General features: G+C 54.4%; 18 protein-coding genes and 1 pseudogene. 12 read left to right on the forward strand and 7 right to left on the reverse strand.

Annotated features, from left to right (window positions below; genetic code table 11):
* Nucleotides 1-404: pseudogene (locus HII27_RS13225) on the reverse strand (transketolase); the annotation flags it as partial.
* Nucleotides 405-671: 267 nt separating this feature from the next.
* Here HII27_RS13225 and loiP point away from each other — a divergent pair.
* A complete protein-coding gene (gene loiP, locus HII27_RS13230; protein WP_185668310.1) occupies nt 672-1,430 on the forward strand; it encodes a metalloprotease LoiP in 759 nt (252 codons plus the stop codon).
* A gap of 388 nt (nt 1,431-1,818) precedes the next feature.
* Nucleotides 1,819-3,087: an OprD family outer membrane porin gene (locus tag HII27_RS13235; protein ID WP_185668311.1), complete on the forward strand. Its 1,269-nt coding sequence runs from the start codon at nt 1,819-1,821 to the stop codon at nt 3,085-3,087.
* 102 nt (nt 3,088-3,189) lie between these two features.
* Here HII27_RS13235 and speB read toward each other — a convergent pair whose 3' ends face one another.
* The 4 genes from speB to HII27_RS27605 all read right to left on the reverse strand — a co-directional run bounded on the left by speB (nt 3,190) and on the right by HII27_RS27605 (nt 6,694).
* A complete protein-coding gene (speB, locus tag HII27_RS13240) occupies nt 3,190-4,110 on the reverse strand; it encodes an agmatinase (protein WP_123652553.1) in 921 nt (306 codons plus the stop codon).
* A 233-nt stretch (nt 4,111-4,343) separates the two neighbouring features.
* Nucleotides 4,344-6,320 carry a biosynthetic arginine decarboxylase gene (gene speA, locus HII27_RS13245; protein WP_185668312.1) on the reverse strand — a complete coding sequence of 659 codons (1,977 nt, stop codon included), beginning with the start codon at nt 6,318-6,320 and terminating at the stop codon, nt 4,344-4,346.
* An 8-nt stretch (nt 6,321-6,328) separates the two neighbouring features.
* Entirely contained in the window at nt 6,329-6,460 is a 132-nt protein-coding gene (yqgB, locus tag HII27_RS13250; protein ID WP_185668313.1) for an acid stress response protein YqgB, read from the reverse strand.
* Between the two features lie 96 nt (nt 6,461-6,556).
* A complete protein-coding gene (locus HII27_RS27605; protein WP_438268713.1) occupies nt 6,557-6,694 on the reverse strand; it encodes a hypothetical protein in 138 nt (45 codons plus the stop codon).
* Between HII27_RS27605 and HII27_RS27355 the strand changes: the two genes are divergently transcribed.
* From HII27_RS27355 to ruvX, 9 genes are all read left to right on the forward strand, one after another.
* Nucleotides 6,634-6,942 carry a hypothetical protein gene (locus tag HII27_RS27355; RefSeq protein WP_263407168.1) on the forward strand — a complete coding sequence of 103 codons (309 nt, stop codon included), beginning with the start codon at nt 6,634-6,636 and terminating at the stop codon, nt 6,940-6,942. The genes HII27_RS27605 and HII27_RS27355 overlap by 61 nt on opposite strands.
* 166 nt (nt 6,943-7,108) lie before the next feature.
* Nucleotides 7,109-8,263 carry a methionine adenosyltransferase gene (gene metK, locus HII27_RS13265; protein ID WP_185668315.1) on the forward strand — a complete coding sequence of 385 codons (1,155 nt, stop codon included), beginning with the start codon at nt 7,109-7,111 and terminating at the stop codon, nt 8,261-8,263.
* A 408-nt stretch (nt 8,264-8,671) separates the two neighbouring features.
* Complete coding sequence (locus tag HII27_RS13270; RefSeq protein ID WP_185668316.1) at nt 8,672-10,066, forward strand: sugar porter family MFS transporter; 1,395 nt, start codon at nt 8,672-8,674, stop codon at nt 10,064-10,066.
* 77 nt (nt 10,067-10,143) lie between these two features.
* Nucleotides 10,144-10,644, forward strand: coding sequence for a SprT family zinc-dependent metalloprotease (locus HII27_RS13275; RefSeq protein ID WP_185668317.1), 501 nt, complete (start codon nt 10,144-10,146; stop codon nt 10,642-10,644).
* A 94-nt stretch (nt 10,645-10,738) separates the two neighbouring features.
* Entirely contained in the window at nt 10,739-11,446 is a 708-nt protein-coding gene (endA, locus tag HII27_RS13280) for a deoxyribonuclease I (RefSeq protein ID WP_064542663.1), read from the forward strand.
* Between the two features lie 78 nt (nt 11,447-11,524).
* On the forward strand, nt 11,525-12,256 hold the full coding sequence (rsmE, locus tag HII27_RS13285; protein ID WP_185668318.1) for a 16S rRNA (uracil(1498)-N(3))-methyltransferase: 732 nt from the start codon (nt 11,525-11,527) through the stop codon (nt 12,254-12,256).
* 12 nt (nt 12,257-12,268) lie between these two features.
* The gene (gene gshB / locus HII27_RS13290) at nt 12,269-13,216 is read left to right on the forward strand and encodes a glutathione synthase (RefSeq protein ID WP_035892023.1); all 948 of its coding nucleotides are present in this window, start codon (nt 12,269-12,271) and stop codon (nt 13,214-13,216) included.
* 146 nt (nt 13,217-13,362) lie between these two features.
* The gene (locus HII27_RS13295) at nt 13,363-13,926 is read left to right on the forward strand and encodes a YqgE/AlgH family protein (protein ID WP_185668319.1); all 564 of its coding nucleotides are present in this window, start codon (nt 13,363-13,365) and stop codon (nt 13,924-13,926) included.
* Complete coding sequence (gene ruvX, locus HII27_RS13300) at nt 13,926-14,345, forward strand: Holliday junction resolvase RuvX (protein ID WP_035892025.1); 420 nt, start codon at nt 13,926-13,928, stop codon at nt 14,343-14,345. The genes HII27_RS13295 and ruvX overlap by 1 nt, the downstream gene beginning before the upstream one ends.
* A 99-nt stretch (nt 14,346-14,444) precedes the next feature.
* Here ruvX and HII27_RS13305 read toward each other — a convergent pair whose 3' ends face one another.
* Nucleotides 14,445-15,098 carry a LuxR C-terminal-related transcriptional regulator gene (locus HII27_RS13305; protein ID WP_185668417.1) on the reverse strand — a complete coding sequence of 218 codons (654 nt, stop codon included), beginning with the start codon at nt 15,096-15,098 and terminating at the stop codon, nt 14,445-14,447.
* A gap of 522 nt (nt 15,099-15,620) precedes the next feature.
* Entirely contained in the window at nt 15,621-16,601 is a 981-nt protein-coding gene (locus HII27_RS13310) for a type IV pilus twitching motility protein PilT (protein WP_185668320.1), read from the reverse strand.
* 16 nt (nt 16,602-16,617) lie between these two features.
* Here HII27_RS13310 and HII27_RS13315 point away from each other — a divergent pair, with 16 nt between their 5' ends.
* The gene (locus tag HII27_RS13315) at nt 16,618-17,322 is read left to right on the forward strand and encodes a YggS family pyridoxal phosphate-dependent enzyme (protein WP_185668321.1); all 705 of its coding nucleotides are present in this window, start codon (nt 16,618-16,620) and stop codon (nt 17,320-17,322) included.
* Nucleotides 17,323-17,324 lie beyond the last annotated feature (2 nt).

Genomic DNA, 17,324 nt, shown 5'->3' on the forward strand with positions numbered 1-17,324 from the left:
GCCGCCAGCGTTTTTTCTGCAATCGCCATACCTACGGCGTTCGCGATGCCCTGGCCCAGCGGGCCGGTAGTGGTTTCAACACCAGCGGTGTAACCCACTTCCGGGTGACCTGGGGTTTTGGAGTGCAGCTGACGGAAGTTTTTCAGCTCTTCGATCGGCAGATCGTAACCGGTGAGGTGCAGCAGGCTGTAAATCAGCATGGAGCCGTGGCCGTTAGACAGCACAAAGCGGTCACGGTCAGCCCAGGACGGATTCTGCGGGTTATGGTTCAGAAAATCACGCCACAGGACTTCGGCAATGTCAGCCATACCCATTGGGGCACCCGGGTGACCGGAATTGGCTTTCTGTACTGCGTCCATGCTCAGCGCACGAATAGCATTAGCAAGCTCTTTACGTGAGGACATTTTGACTCCAGTTCGGACTGTTGAAGGCAACCCTAACGTCACGAGAGGCGCACGTTACGGGCTTTGCCAGAAAAAAGTGTCAACAATGTAACCTATGCGACAAAGCATGTACATGGAGCATCCTTTTGCTACTTCAGAAATCTCTGGAACAGAGGTTAACAAGATGTAATCCCCTCGCCCGTAAGCCGCGATATTCTTTATACTTAGCCTAACTCTGGCGGCGCAGTTCCAGGGCATTTTCAGATAAACGACTTTGGAAGCAATCTCATGAAAAAACGGGCGATGGTTCTGGCGTTTGGCGCAACTTTACTGCTGAGCGGCTGCCAGAATATGGATTCAAATGGTTTATTAAGCTCGAGTACCGGTGCCTTGCAGGCATTTTCGTTGAGCGATCAGCAGGTTCAGGCGCTGAGCGACCAGGCCTGTAAAGATATGGACAGTAAGGCTACCATTGCGCCAGCAAACAGCGCTTATGTACAGCGACTCAATAAGATAGCGGCGGCGCTCGGCGATAACATTAACGGCCAGCCGGTGAACTACAAAGTCTACGTGGCGAAAGACGTCAACGCCTTCGCCATGGCCAACGGCTGCATCCGCGTATATAGCGGCCTGATGGATCTGATGAACGATAATGAAGTCGAAGCGGTTGTCGGCCACGAAATGGGCCACGTTGCGCTCGGCCACGTGAAGAAAGGGATGCAGGTGGCGATTGGCACTAACGCCCTGCGCGCAGCGGCGGCTTCTGCTGGCGGCATCGTCGGCAGCCTGTCGCAGTCCCAGCTTGGCGATCTTGGCGAGAAGCTAGTGAACTCGCAGTTCTCCCAGCGTCAGGAGTCGGAGGCGGACGACTACTCTTATGACCTGCTGCGCAAACGCGGGATCAACCCGACCGGGCTTGCCACCAGCTTTGAGAAACTCTCTAAGCTTGAAGATGGCCGTCAAAGCTCCATGTTTGACGATCACCCGGCCTCGCTGGAGCGCGCCCAGCACATTCGCGACCGCCTGCAGGCGGACGGCATTAAATAATTATTTAGGGGGGCAATATTGTCCCCCTTGCTTTGATAAGCAAAAAATATTAATAATGGCTAAACGGCATTAATTGATAATTTAAGCGCACAAACCGTTAAATATACGTAGATGTCGCCCCGGTCAAATATATAAGCCAACACCGCAGCGCTCGAACATTTATTCTGAATATTAAATAAAAAATATACTATTTACCTTTCAGGAAGTTCTTTTACCTTATTTTTAAATAGTCCATAGCTATTCACGAGATCCAGGCGCTACGCACCCTGTAGCACGATACCTCGCGACACATCCATTCATACAATGATTGCTTTCGACACTTTTTCAGGCGACTATCCGAATTGTAAAAACACAATTCGACCGTCAGATAAACAGAGAAGTTCCCTCCGTGAAAAATAAATTAACGTTAATTGCTTTAAGTATTATTGCCTCTGCGCCAGCTTTCGCAAGCCAACAATCCGACAGCCAGGGTTTTATTGATGACAGCCATCTGGATCTCTTTTTACGTAACGCCTATATCAAACGCGACTATCGCGATGGGCTGCATGATAAGAGCGAATGGGGCCAGGGCTTTATCGCGACCTTTGAATCCGGCTTCACCCAGGGCCCTATCGGTTTCGGCGTAGACGGTATCGCTCAGTACGGCGTGCGCCTGGACGGCGGCCGCGGTAACAGCGGCGCTGGCGGCATCGACTTTTTCGCTCAGGATAACGACGGCCGTGCGAAATCTGATTTAGCCAAATTCGGCGCGACCGCTAAAATGCGCTTCTCCAATACCGTGCTGAGCTACGGCAACCAGCGCCCAACGCTGCCAATTCTCTACGCCGACGATTCTCGCCTGCTGTATGAAACCTTCACCGGGACCATGCTGACCTCTAAAGAGATCGCCGGTCTGGAAGTGAACGCCGGTTACTTCACCGACGAGCAGCGTAAAAGCGACGATAGCCACAACAGCGGCCTGCAGAGCATTACCTTCGGCGGCGCGAGCTATCAGTTTAACGACCAGTTGAGCGGCGCACTGTACGCCTCCCACGTCGAAGACGTGCTGAACAAGCAGTACCTCGGCCTGAACTATGCTCAGCCGCTGGCGGCAGACCAGAAGCTGGTCTTAGACTTCAACGGCTATAACTCTCGCCTGGAGCAGGAATACGCCGACTCGCTGGATACCGGCCGCAGCAACAGCATCTGGAGCCTCGCCACCAGCTACATCTGGGATATTCACACCTTCAAAATTGCCTACCAGCAGAGCAGCGGCAGCACCGGCTATCACTACGGCAGCTACCAGGATCAAGGCGGCGTCGGTGACGGCGGCAATACCATCTGGCTGGCGAACTCTTACTGGTCTGATTTCAACGGTGAAGATGAGCGTTCATGGCAGGCGTCCTACGCGCTGGACTTTGGCGGGCTGGGTTTACCGGGTCTGAGCTGGACCACGGCGTACGTTCGCGGCGATAACATCAAGACGGCGGAAACCAATAACGGTAAAGAGCACGAGTGGTTTAACCAGGTGCAGTACCAGGTCCAGAACGGCCCGGCGAAAGATCTGAAGTTTAAAGTTCGCTACTCGGTGCTGCGCGTTTCCAGCAACGCCAGCGACTATAACGTCAGCGGTAATGAAGTGCGCGTTTACGTCGAGTATCCGTTTAACGCGTTTTAATCGTTGAGTGGTTCCCGGCGTCGCTGCGCTCGGCCGGGCTACACGTTAATCGTAGCCCGGCCGAGGCGTTTACGCCGACGCCGGGGAACCTCCGCGAAGGTCTTACTCGCCCTTCTTCGCCGCCTGGATGTACAGCATTTCCAGCGCCAGCGTCGCCGCCGCCAGAGCGGTGATCTCAGACTGATCGTACGCCGGTGCGACTTCTACCACGTCCATACCAACGATGTTCAGATCCTTCAGGCCGCGCACCAGTTTAATGGCGCGATCGGAGGTCAGGCCGCCGATTACCGGTGTACCGGTACCCGGTGCAAACGCCGGATCCAGACAGTCGATGTCAAAGGTCAGGTAGACCGGCATATCGCCAACGATCTGCTTAACCTGCGCGATGATATCGTCCACGGTGCGATCGTTCACCTGGCCTGCGTCCAGTACGGTGAAGCCGTTGTCTTTGTCGAACTCGGTACGGATACCAATCTGCACGGAGTGGTTCGGGTCGATCAGACCTTCGTTAGGCGCGGTGAAGAACATGGTGCCATGGTCGAACTCGCAGCCGTTAGCGTAGGTATCGGTGTGGGCATCGAAGTGCACCAGCGCCATTTTGCCAAAGTGCTTCGCGTGCGCGCGCAGCAGCGGCAGCGTGACGAAGTGGTCGCCGCCAAAGGAGAGCATGCGTTTACCGGCCGCCAGCAGTTTTTCCGCGTGCGCCTGCAGTTTTTCACTCATCTCACGGGCGTCGCCGAAAGCGTAAACCAGGTCACCGCAATCCACGACGTTCAGGCGTTCACGCATGTCGAAGTTCCACGGGAAGCGGTTGTGCTCCCAGGCCAGGTTAGTGGAAACCTGGCGAATAGCCGCCGGGCCGTGACGGCCACCGGCACGACCTGAGGTCGCCATATCAAACGGTACGCCAGTAATGACCCAATCCGCGTCGCTGTCGTACGGCATGAAGTTCATCGGCAGACGAAGAAAACCAAACGCGTTGGAAACCAGGGAGTTATCGTATTGATGACCTAAGGTGCTCATGTGCTGACCTCTTTTAAAATCACTGTAAAAAAAATCCCCTCCGCGTCGTTAGGCCCGACGAGGAAGGGATTGATTTGGTAACTGCATATTTGCGGCGGATTATCGCCGTTAATTTGTACGGATTCAAGCGCAGCGGAGACCGTGCGCCTGGTGCCCTCACCCCGGTCCTCTCCCTGAGGGAGCGGTCCCCTCGCCTCTTTGGGGAGAGGGTTAGGGTGAGGGGCCCCGTAAACTTACTCGTCTTCCAGATAAGTATAGCCGTACAGACCGGCTTCAAACTCTTCCAGGAACTGCTGCTGCAGCTCGGCGTCGAGATCGGTGTTTTTCACCTGGTCACGGAACTGCGTCAGCAGGGTGTTCGGATCCAGCTGCACGTATTGCAGCATGTCCGCCACCGTATCGCCTTCATCAGACAGCTCAACTTCCACGCTGCCGTCAGGGAAGACAAACACGTCAACCGCTTCGGTATCGCCGAACAGGTTGTGCATATTGCCGAGGATCTCCTGATACGCCCCTACCATAAAGAAGCCCAGCATCGGCGGGTTCTCCGGGTCGTATTCCGGCATTGGCATGGTGGTCGCGATCCCGTCGCCGTCGACGTAGTGGTCGATAGCACCGTCGGAGTCGCAGGTAATATCCAGCAGCACCGCGCGGCGCTCTGGCACCTGGTTCAGCCCTTCCAGCGGCATCACCGGGAACAGCTGATCGATACCCCACGCATCCGGCATCGACTGGAACAGCGAGAAGTTGACGTAAATCTTATCCGCCATTCGCTCCTGCAGTTCGTCGATAATTGGACGGTGTGCGCGGTTGCTCGGGTCGAGCTGCTTCTGCACTTCGTGACACATGTTCAGGTAGAGCTGCTCGGCCCACGCGCGCTCGTGCAGGCTAAAGGAGCCTGAGGAGTAGCCGACGTGAATATCGTGCAGGTCCATCTGGCTGTCGTGCAGCCATTCGCGCAGCGAGCGGCGGTTGCCCGGCTCGTGCATCTCCTGCCAGGTTTCCCACATGCTTTGCAGCGCGCGTGGCGCATCGTCAGCAGGCGGTGTCGCTTCAGTGTGTTCGCTACGCTCAACGCCGATAATGTTAGACACCAGCACCGTGTGGTGCGCGGTCACCGCACGACCGGACTCGGTAATCACCGTCGGGTGCGGCAGGCCGTGTTCTTCACACGCATCGCCAATCGCCCAGATGATGTTGTTGGCGTATTCGTTCAGGCCGTAGTTCACGGAGCAGTCGGACTGCGAGCGGGTACCTTCGTAGTCCACGCCCAGGCCACCGCCCACGTCGAAGCACTGAATGTTGACGCCAAGCTTGTGCAGCTCAACGTAGAAACGGGCGGATTCACGCACGCCGGTCGCGATATCGCGAATGTTCGCCATCTGCGAACCGAGGTGGAAGTGCAGCAGCTGGATGCTGTCCAGACGACCGCGTTCACGCAGGATTTCCACCAGTTGCAGAACCTGGTTTGCCGCCAGGCCGAACTTGGATTTTTCACCGCCGGAGGACTGCCACTTACCGGAACCCTGAGAAGCCAGACGCGCACGCACGCCAAGGCGTGGCACCACGTTCAGGCGCTCGGCTTCTTCCAGCACGATGGCAATTTCAGACATCTTTTCGATGACCAGATAGACCTTGTGGCCCATCTTCTCGCCGACCAGCGCCAGACGAATGTATTCGCGGTCTTTATAGCCGTTACAGACGATCACGCTACGGGTCATGCCCGCGTGCGCCAGCACGGCCATCAATTCAGCTTTAGAACCGGCTTCCAGCCCCAGCGGTTCCCCGGAGTGGATCAACGATTCAATCACGCGGCGATGCTGGTTAACCTTAATTGGGTAAACCAGGAAGTAGTCGCCGTTATAGCCGTAAGATTCACGCGCACGTTTGAACGCCGCGTTAATCGAACGCAGACGATGCTGCAGGATCTGCGGGAAGCAGAACAGCGCAGGCAGACGTTGCCCCTGCGCTTCACGGGCTTTTACCAACTCGGCGAGGTCAACGCGCGCTTCCGGTACATCCGGGTCTGGGCAGACGCTGATGTGGCCAAGCTCGTTGACGTCGTAGTAGTTATTGCCCCACCAGGCAATGTTGTATGTGCGTAGCATTTTGCTGGCTTCCTGGGAGCTCATCGCAACCTCCTGCATGGAACGTAGTACACCGCGTTCGCCTGCTGACGAATGCGAATCGAATGAAATGTCGTCAGACATAGCGAACCTCAATTATTTATAACAAGTGTAAAACAGTTAACTACTATCGCAGCGTGACGTTGCGATAACAACCCATATACAGCCTGAATAGGCAGCAGAACCTGCTGACGCTCCGACTGTGCGACCGGTTTCTTATTCATATCATTATAAAACAAGCACCTGAACACATTATGACGGTTCAGAGAAACCACGAGAAAACTCTTGTTGTGACAAGAGCGCCCTTGTTCAGTGTTCCGTTACCTACCGGCTCGGGAGTCCTGAGTAGCGCCGAAATGGGTATAACATCGGCTGGTATGCAAAGCAGAATGGGGGGTTGCGGGGAACATCGTCGCGCCAGGACGGCACGGTAGAATCAGCAGAATACAACGGTTCATTATCTCGTATCACCTCCACGGCCGCCCCGAAAGACGAACCTCAAGCCAAAGCAAAAGTCTTAGCCCGGCTGGAAGTGGCAACACGAAAAATGATGTGTGCTTTTTTGTATGAGCCGCGCGCGGCGTTTTATACCGATAACCCACCTAAAATGCAAAATATAAATGTGCAGCTTGCCGCCGGTGTCAGGAAAAATTTCCAATCTCAGTTGCAGCAGAATGCGAGCTATCTCAAAAAAAACTGGCAATGAGGTGAAGATGTGACCTAAAATAGCCGTCCAGATGTTAATCCATCTATACCGATTAACACTCAGACTGCCAGTGACGGCAACCATTAAGTCCGTGGTATAATCTTCCATCGTGATTATTCAAAACAACAGTTTGAGCTAACCAAATTCTCATTGGGTGATATTAAATATGGCAAAACACCTTTTTACGTCCGAGTCTGTATCTGAAGGGCATCCTGACAAAATCGCTGACCAAATTTCCGACGCCGTGCTGGACGCCATCCTTGAACAGGATCCGAAAGCGCGCGTAGCGTGTGAAACCTACGTCAAAACCGGTATGGTGCTGGTCGGTGGTGAGATCACCACCAGCGCATGGGTTGATATCGAAGAGATCACCCGTAATACCGTTCGCGAAATTGGCTATGTGCATTCTGATATGGGCTTTGATGCCAATTCTTGTGCCGTACTGAGCGCTATCGGTAAGCAGTCTCCGGACATTAACCAGGGCGTTGACCGCGCCGATCCGCTGGAACAGGGCGCGGGCGACCAGGGCCTGATGTTTGGTTATGCCACCAACGAAACCGACGTGCTGATGCCAGCGCCAATCACCTACGCACACCGTCTGGTGCAGCGTCAGGCTGAAGTGCGTAAAAACGGCACCCTGCCTTGGCTGCGTCCTGACGCGAAAAGCCAGGTCACCTTCCAGTACGACGACGGTAAAGTGGTGGGTATCGATGCCGTCGTTCTGTCTACTCAGCACGCCGACAGCATCGACCAGAAATCACTGCAAGAAGCCGTGATGGAAGAGATCATCAAGCCGGTTCTGCCTACCGAGTGGCTGAACGCGTCGACCAAATTCTTTATCAACCCAACCGGTCGTTTCGTTATCGGCGGCCCAATGGGTGACTGTGGCCTGACCGGTCGTAAAATCATCGTGGATACCTACGGCGGCATGGCCCGTCACGGTGGCGGCGCGTTCTCCGGTAAAGATCCTTCTAAAGTTGACCGTTCTGCAGCCTACGCAGCACGCTATGTGGCGAAAAACATCGTTGCCGCAGGCCTGGCTGACCGCTGTGAAATCCAGGTTTCCTACGCTATCGGCGTGGCTGAACCGACTTCCATCATGGTGGAAACCTTCGGTACCGAGAAAGTGCCTGCTGAGCAGCTGATTGGTCTGGTTCGCGAGTTCTTCGACCTGCGTCCATACGGCCTGATCCAGATGCTGGACCTGCTGCACCCGATCTACAAAGAGACGGCAGCTTACGGTCACTTCGGTCGCGAAACCTTCCCATGGGAAAAAACCGACAAAGCAGCTCAGCTGTGCGAAGCGGCTGGCCTGAAATAAGGTTTAGCCGTTTTGTTGAAAGCCAGCCTTGTGCTGGCTTTTTTTATACCTGTTGCTTTGGGAATTGTTCCCCGCACAACAGCATTCATCTCTTTTACGTAACAATTTACAGTTCCACACAATTTAGTGAAAGCGATTACATTAATAGTGCCTTGCGGCACAAGCCCCGCCTTAACGCCATGAAACAGCTTTTCATAATAATGCTTTGTGTTTCAATAAAGTCTCATTATCGATCTTTTTACTTTATCTGAAACAGCATTAACGCCATGATTAAATTGATATTTAACTGATACGTAACTTACACATCAGTGTAACCGATTACACAGTCGTGATTATAATCACATTTTTTTGCGACATACTCTCCTACCCTAAGCATCGATAGAATCAATGACTCAATTGGAGAGCATCATGCCTAACAATAAAAAACAGGGTCGCTCGAACAAGACAATGACCTTCTTTGTCTGCTTCTTAGCGGCGCTGGCCGGACTGCTGTTTGGCCTTGATATCGGCGTTATTGCCGGTGCATTGCCCTTTATTACAACCGATTTCCAGCTCAGCCCGCATACGCAGGAGTGGGTGGTCAGTTCCATGATGTTTGGCGCCGCAGTCGGGGCAGTCGGCAGCGGCTGGCTCTCCTTCAAGCTGGGCCGTAAGAAAAGCCTGATGATCGGTGCGATCCTGTTCGTTGCCGGTTCCCTGTTCTCTGCCGCCGCGCCAAACGTAGAAATACTGCTGCTTTCCCGCGTACTGCTTGGCCTGGCTGTCGGCGTAGCCTCCTACACCGCCCCGCTGTACCTGTCTGAAATCGCGCCGGAGAAAATCCGCGGCAGTATGATTTCCATGTACCAGTTGATGATTACCATCGGTATTCTCGGTGCGTACCTGTCCGATACCGCCTTCAGCTATAGCGGCGCATGGCGCTGGATGCTGGGCGTGATCATCATTCCAGCGGTTCTGCTGCTGATTGGCGTATTCTTCCTGCCGGACAGCCCGCGCTGGTTTGCCGCGAAACGTCGCTTTAACGATGCTGAGCGCGTGCTGATGCGTCTGCGTGATACCAGTGCAGAAGCCAAACGTGAACTGGATGAAATCCGTGAAAGCCTGAAGGTGAAACAGAGCGGCTGGGCGCTGTTCAAAGAGAACAGCAACTTCCGTCGCGCGGTGTTCCTCGGCGTGCTGCTGCAGGTGATGCAACAGTTCACCGGTATGAACGTCATCATGTATTACGCACCGAAAATCTTTGAGCTGGCGGGCTACACCAACACCACCGAACAGATGTGGGGGACCGTTATCGTTGGCCTGACCAACGTGCTGGCAACCTTTATCGCGATTGGTCTGGTTGACCGCTGGGGCCGTAAACCTACCCTTATTCTCGGTTTTATCGTCATGGCCGTCGGCATGGGCGTGCTGGGTTCAATGATGCACATCGGTATCCACTCCGCCGTTGCCCAGTACTTCGCCGTACTGATGCTGCTGATGTTTATCGTTGGCTTCGCCATGAGCGCCGGTCCGCTGATTTGGGTACTGTGCTCTGAAATCCAGCCGCTGAAAGGCCGCGACTTCGGGATCACCTGCTCTACCGCCACCAACTGGATTGCGAACATGATCGTCGGGGCAACCTTCCTGACCATGCTGAACTCGCTCGGCAGCGCCAATACCTTCTGGGTATACGGTGGCCTGAACGTGCTGTTTATCTTCCTGACCTTGTGGCTGATTCCGGAAACCAAAAACGTCTCTCTGGAACACATTGAACGTAACCTGATGCAGGGCCGTCCGCTGCGCGAAATTGGCGCTCGCGACTAACCGTCATCCCGCTTCCTCCCGCCTGGGAGGAAGCTTCCTCTTGCACCACCTCGCTTCACGCTCTATCCTCAGCCGTTATGAAAACCCCTCGAATTCCTATCGCCGTCCAGCAAAACGTCATGCGCAGCCTGCGGGAAAAACTCGCTCGGGCCAACCTGGCGCTGGGGCGTAACTACCCTGAACCAAAGCTGGTCTATCAGCAGCGCGGCACCTCTGCCGGTACCGCCTGGCTTCAGCAATATGAAATTCGCCTCAATCCCGTGTTGTTACAGGAAAATCAGCAGGCGTTTATTGATGAAGTGGTGCCGCACGAGCTGGCGCACCTGCTGGTCTGGAAACACTTTGGCCGGGTCGCGCCGCACGGCAAAGAGTGGAAGTGGATGATGGAGAGCGTGCTTGGCGTTCCGGCGCGGCGTACTCATCAGTTCGAACTGGAGTCCGTGCGCAAAAATACCTTCCCCTATCGCTGCCGTTGCCAGCAGCACCAGCTTACCGTTCGCCGCCATAATCGCGTGGTGCGCGGTGAGGCCACCTATCGCTGCGTCCACTGCGGCGAACCATTAGTTGCCGAAATGTAACTAACGGAAATATCTGGAAGTTTTCTGACCTGACTGATTGCATCTGACAACCACATTGGTTACGTTGCGGGCTCGTTTTGAGATGGAGTTCGTGATGTACCGTAATTTGTCTTTTGCCGTGGCGTTTGTCGCGGCGGCACTCTCTGGGCAGGCGCTCGCCGAGGGTATTAACAGCTTTTCCCAGGCCAAAAGCGCGGGCGTAAAAGTGAATAGCGACGTTCCCGGCGATTTCTACTGCGGCTGTAAAATTAACTGGCAGGGTAAGAAAGGCGTTATCGATCTGGAATCCTGCGGCTATAAAGTGCGTAAAAATGAGAACCGCGCCAGCCGCGTCGAGTGGGAGCACGTTGTGCCGGCGTGGCAGTTCGGCCATCAGCGTCAGTGCTGGCAGGATGGCGGGCGGAAGAACTGCGCCAAAGACCCGGAATACCGCAAGATGGAGAGCGATATGCATAACCTGCAGCCCGCCGTCGGTGAGGTGAACGGCGATCGCGGCAACTTCATGTACGGGCAGTGGAACGGCGGTGAAGGCCAGTACGGCCAGTGCGCGATGAAGGTCGACTTTAAAGAGAAAGTCGCCGAGCCGCCGGAGCGTTCACGCGGCGCCATCGCCCGTATCTACTTCTATATGCGCGACCGTTATCAGCTAACACTCTCCCGCCAGCAAACCCAGCTATTCAACGCCTGGGACAAAATGTATCCCGTCAGCCAATGGGAGTGCGAACGCGACCAGCGCATCGCTAAAATTCAGGGCAACCATAATCCATATGTGCTGCAGGCTTGCCAGGCGCAAAAGAGCTAACCTACACTAGCGGCAATTGTAATTTTGCCCTGCCCTCTCCCCGGCGGAGAGGGCGTAGCCACAGATGGAATTCAGACTATGCGCATCCCTCGCATCTATCACCCAGAATCACTCACCGTCGGCACGCAGGTTGCCCTATGCGAAGATGCGGCGAACCACGTCGGGCGCGTTTTGCGCATGGGCAAAGGCCAGGCCATTCAGCTGTTTGACGGCAGCAATCACGTCTTTGAGGCCGTTATCACCGATGCCGGTAAAAAGAACGTGACGGTTGAAATCCAGAGCAGCACCCTCGACGACCGCGAATCCCCTATCCATATTCACTTAGGCCAGGTGATGTCGCGCGGCGATAAAATGGAATTCACCATCCAGAAATCGATTGAACTGGGTGTAAGCCTCATTACGCCACTTTTTTCCGAGCGCTGCGGCGTTAAACTGGATGCCGAGCGTCTGAATAAGAAGATTCAGCAGTGGCAAAAAATCGCGATTGCCGCCTGTGAGCAGTGCGGTCGCAACCAGGTTCCGGAGATTCGACCGGCGATGGACGTTGAGGCATGGTGCGCCGAGCAGGATGATGCACTGAAGCTCAATCTGCATCCGCGCGCCAGCGCCAGCATCAACACGCTGCCGCTGCCGGTGGAGCGCGTACGCCTGCTGATTGGCCCGGAAGGCGGCCTGTCAGCGGATGAAATTGCCATGACCGCACGCTACCAGTTTACTGATATTCTGTTGGGGCCTCGCGTTTTGCGCACAGAGACTACCGCACTCACCGCCATCACCGCACTGCAGGTGCGCTTTGGTGATTTGGGTTAAAGGAGAACAATAATGATCAAGCTCGGCATCGTGATGGATCCCATCGCAAGCATCAACATCAAGAAAGACACCAGCTTCGCTATGCTGCTGGAAGCACAGCGTCGCGGCTATGAACTCCACTATATGGAGATGAACGATCTTTATCTGATCAACGGCGAATCCCACGCCCGTACGCGTCTTCTGAGCGTTGAGCAGAACTACGATAAATGGTACGAGTTCGGCAGCGAGCAGGATATTAAACTCGCCGACCTCGACGTTATCCTGATGCGTAAAGATCCGCCGTTCGACACCGAATTTATCTACGCAACCTATATTCTGGAGCGCGCGGAAGAAAAAGGGACGCTGATCGTCAACAAGCCGCAGAGCCTGCGCGACTGTAACGAGAAGCTGTTTACCGCCTGGTTCTCCGACCTGACGCCAGAAACGCTGGTCACCCGCAACAAAGCCCAGCTGAAAGCGTTCTGGGAAAAGCACGGCGACATCATCATGAAGCCGCTGGACGGCATGGGCGGCGCCTCTATCTTCCGCGTGAAGGAAGGGGATCCGAACATTGGCGTGATTGCCGAGACCTTGACCGAACTGGGCAGCCGCTACTGCATGGCGCAGAACTATCTGCCCGCCATCAAAGACGGCGATAAGCGCGTACTGGTGATCGACGGTGAGCCGGTGCCTTACTGCCTGGCGCGTATCCCGCAGGGCGGCGAAACCCGTGGTAACCTGGCTGCCGGTGGTCGTGGCGAGCCGCGTCCGCTGAGCGAAAGCGACTGGGCCATCGCCCGTAAAGTCGGCCCGACGCTGAAAGCCAAAGGTCTGATCTTCGTTGGCCTCGACATCATCGGCGATCGTCTGACGGAAATTAACGTCACCAGCCCGACCTGCGTGCGCGAAATCGAAGCGGAATATCCGATTTCTATCACCGGTATGCTGATGGACGCAATTGAAAAACGCCTGCAAAAATAAGCTATTGCCTTTAAACGGCGGGAGGGAACCCGCCGCCAATCAGGCCTTTCGCCCCCACCGTAAACGGGCAAGCCTGGTGACAGCCGTGTACTTTCCCCGCATACTGGGCATCGCTGCGTATTGAAACAGGACAAGAACCTCTGATAATGAATTTACAGCATCATTTCCTTATTGCTATGCCATCCCTTCAGGATCCTATCTTCCGCCGTTCCGTGGTTTACATCTGCGAATACAACGACGATGGCGCGATGGGCATCATCATTAATAAACCACTGGAAAATTTGCAGATCGAGGGCATCCTCGAGAAGCTGAAGATCACCGCCGAACCGCGCGATCCCGCTATTCGACTGGATAAACCCGTGATGCTGGGTGGCCCGCTGGCCGAAGATCGTGGCTTTATTCTGCACACGCCGCCGGCGTCGTTCTCCTCAAGCATCCGTATCTCCGATAACACCATCGTCACCACCTCTCGCGACGTACTGGAGACGCTGGGTACCGCGCGTCAGCCAAATGACGTGCTGGTTGCGCTGGGCTATGCCTCCTGGGAGAAAGGACAGCTGGAGCAAGAGATCCTCGATAACGCCTGGCTGACCGCGCCTGCGGATCTCAATATTCTGTTTAAAACGCCGATTGGCGAGCGCTGGAAAGAAGCGGCTAAGCTTATTGGTATCAATATTCTGACCATGTCTGGCGCTGCGGGGCACGCATAATGAGTAGTGGAACACTGCTGGCTTTTGATTTCGGCACGCGCAGCATCGGCGTGGCCATTGGTCAACGTATCACCGGAACGGCACGTCCGCTGGCCGCGCTGAAAGCACAGGACGGCACGCCGGACTGGAATCTGATCGCTCGCCTGCTGAAAGAGTGGCAGCCGGAAACGGTGATCGTTGGTTTACCGCTCAATATGGACGGCACCGAGCAACCGCTGACCGCCCGCGCGCGCAATTTTGCCAACAAGATCCACGGCCGCTTTGGCGTCGCGATCACGCTGCATGACGAACGATTAAGCACCGTTGAGGCTCGCGCAGGGCTGTTTGAACACGGGGGATTTCGCGCGCTGGACAAAGGTAGCGTCGACTCAGCGTCTGCGGTGGTGATTCTGGAAAGTTATTTCGACCAGGGTTTCTAGCGCGGCCGCCCCCGGGAAATCAATTCCCGGGAACAGACCTGTGATACGCGGCTGAGGCTCATCGCACAGCCCACGCATTGGCCATCTGATGTCAGGATATTAGTGACGCAGATTTTCGTTTGCCCAGCTTACCGCCTGAGTTCTGTTTTTCACGCTGAGTTTGCGGAAAACATTATACAGGTGCGTACGCACGGTATTTTCACTGATGAACAATGCGCGAGCAATATCCATATTGGTCGCACCGTGGCGTAATTCATTCAGAATTTCGCATTCACGTTCAGTCAGTGGAACACTATCATGAGTTTCTTCTGTATGTTCAACAGCATACATTGCCGGGTGCATCACGCTCAATTCAGCCGTCTGCTCGCCGTTTAAGACCGCTTTGACGCCCTCAATTAAGCGCGATTCCTCGTCGTCATGACGGAAAACGCCGTACAATGCTGGCCATTGTGCCATTTCGTATAATTCGTACTTCTGTGCGCTATTAATAATAAGCAGGCGCGGAGAATCGAACTGGGTACGAATAATATCGCGCCAGATACCGTTCAGTTTCTTGTTGGAAACAGCGATGTCGAACAACACCACGGTGCCTTTGCTCAGCCGCTGCATCAGCGGTTTGTTGATGTTATGCACATCGACAGAAACTGACAGTAATTCAGCAAGGTAGTTGGCAAATGCGTTGGCTTGTACTGACGGATGGGTGATAAGAATAATCTTGCGGGAATTAGATGCACTCTCTGTTACTTCAAACATTTTGAAACTCTCCATAGTCTATTTCCACCATCATGGTGTTTTATAAGTCAAAGCAAAGGTAAACCTAATACCATTAATAATAAGGACGCATCAAGAAGTGAAATAATATTTCATAAGATTAGTCCTAATTACATAAATAGAATAGAACGAAGAGCTAAGAAGTGTCAAAAGAATATCAACCTTTTTTTGTAAGCCTACGCAACATAATGTAATTGAACCATTGCAAATAACTCATCCTAATGGCTTAGAGATTATTACTCTATTAGAATAAAAATCGTAGTAAGTTATAAAAATGTTTTGCGCATTATCACGTAGAAACTACAAAATAATACATTCACGCAACAGGATAAATAATTATATTTACAAACGCCATTTAAAATATAATCACTTAAGATGCGCTTATTAAAAAACAGGAATTACATCACATTATTAATGTATACATTATGGTAGGGAAAATTTTTCAGCGCCGGGGCTGATTTATCTGTTGGTTGCCAGCGTGAAAAGTATACTCCCTTCGCAAAGTTATAGCATCCCGGCTTTCACCCGCTGCTGATAGCTCTGGCTGAAGGTCTGCATCCCGCTCTGCAGGCCGGTCTGCATCACCCCTGCCAGCTGGTGCGTCTTCCCTTCGCGGATCAGGTTACCCACGGCAGGGGTGTTGATCAGCATTTCAAACAACGCCACCCGCCCGCCGTGCTTATCCGGCTGTAGCTTTTGCGACAGTACCGCGCACAGGCTGCTTGCCAGCTGATGACGCACCGGATCTTTTTCCTGTGCGGGAAAAACGTCAATAAGCCGCTCAATGGCCTGCGCTGCCCCCCGCGTATGCAGCGTTGCCAGTACCAGGTGCCCGGTTTCTGCTGCCGTTAGCGCAAGACGAATGGTGTCGCTATCACGCAATTCCCCCAGCAGGATAACGTCAGGGTCCTGACGCAGAGCGGCCCGCAGTGCTGCGGAAAATGACGCCGTGTGAGCCCCGACTTCGCGCTGATGAATTAAACAACTGTCGCTTTCGTGCACAAACTCCACCGGGTCTTCGAGCGTCACAATATGCCCCGCCAGTTGATGGTTGAGGTGATCAACCATTGCGGCAAGGGTCGTCGATTTACCGCTCCCCGTCGCTCCTGTCACCAGGATAAGCCCGCTCTCTTCCCGTAGCAGCTCCGCCAGCGCCACCGGCGTATGCAGCGCCGCAAGCGTTGGACACGCCACAGGCAGCAGTCGCAGCACCAGAGAGATGCCCTCGCTGTGCGTAAAGGCGCTGGCACGCAGGCGCGGACAGCCAGGCAGCGAGAGCGCAAAATCCAGCTGATGGCGCTGCTGCCATTCGCGCTTTTGCGCTTCATTGAGCCAGCTCGCCAGCAGCATTTGCGGGTCCGGCGAGGAAAACGGCGCGATCAAAAGCTTTCCGGCCTGGCGCCAGCGTGCCGTCCTGCTGCTACATAGGTGTAGATCCGATACGTTATGCTTTACACTAAGCGACACCATTTCTTGTATATCCATAGACCCACCAGCACATATGAACGATATTGCGCATAACCTGGCACAGGTCAGGGAGAAAATCTCAGCGGCAGCAGTACGTTGCGGCCGTGATTCAGAAGAAGTTACGCTGCTTGCAGTCAGTAAAACCAAACCTGCGAGCGCCGTCGAAGAAGCGATCGCTGCCGGGCAGCGGGCATTTGGCGAAAACTATGTTCAGGAAGGGGTGGAAAAGATCCTCCACTTTCGGGAAAAAGGTATCACCTCGCTGCAATGGCACTTTATTGGCCCGTTGCAGTCCAACAAAAGTCGTCTGGTCGCCGAGCATTTCGACTGGTGTCATACCGTCGACCGCCTGAAGATAGCCACAAGGCTAAGCGAGCAGCGCCCGGCAGAGATGCCGCCGCTTAACGTGCTGATTCAAATCAATATCAGCGATGAACAGAGCAAGTCCGGCATTCCGCTGGACGAGATGGATGCCCTGGCCGCCGACATTGCCGCGTTGCCAAACGTCCGCCTGCGCGGCCTGATGGCCATTCCGGCTCCGGAAACCGAGTACGAGCGACAACTTGCCGTCGCTCAACAGATGGCAGCCGCGTTTGCGCGGTTGAAAGCAGACTACCCAACCGTCGACACATTATCTCTGGGTATGTCTGACGATATGGAAGCCGCCATCGCGGCGGGTAGTACAATGGTACGCATTGGCACCGCGATTTTCGGTGCGCGTGATTACACAAAAAAATAAGG

It is taken from the genome of Kluyvera sichuanensis, assembly GCF_014218705.1.
Classification (GTDB): domain Bacteria; phylum Pseudomonadota; class Gammaproteobacteria; order Enterobacterales; family Enterobacteriaceae; genus Kluyvera; species Kluyvera sichuanensis.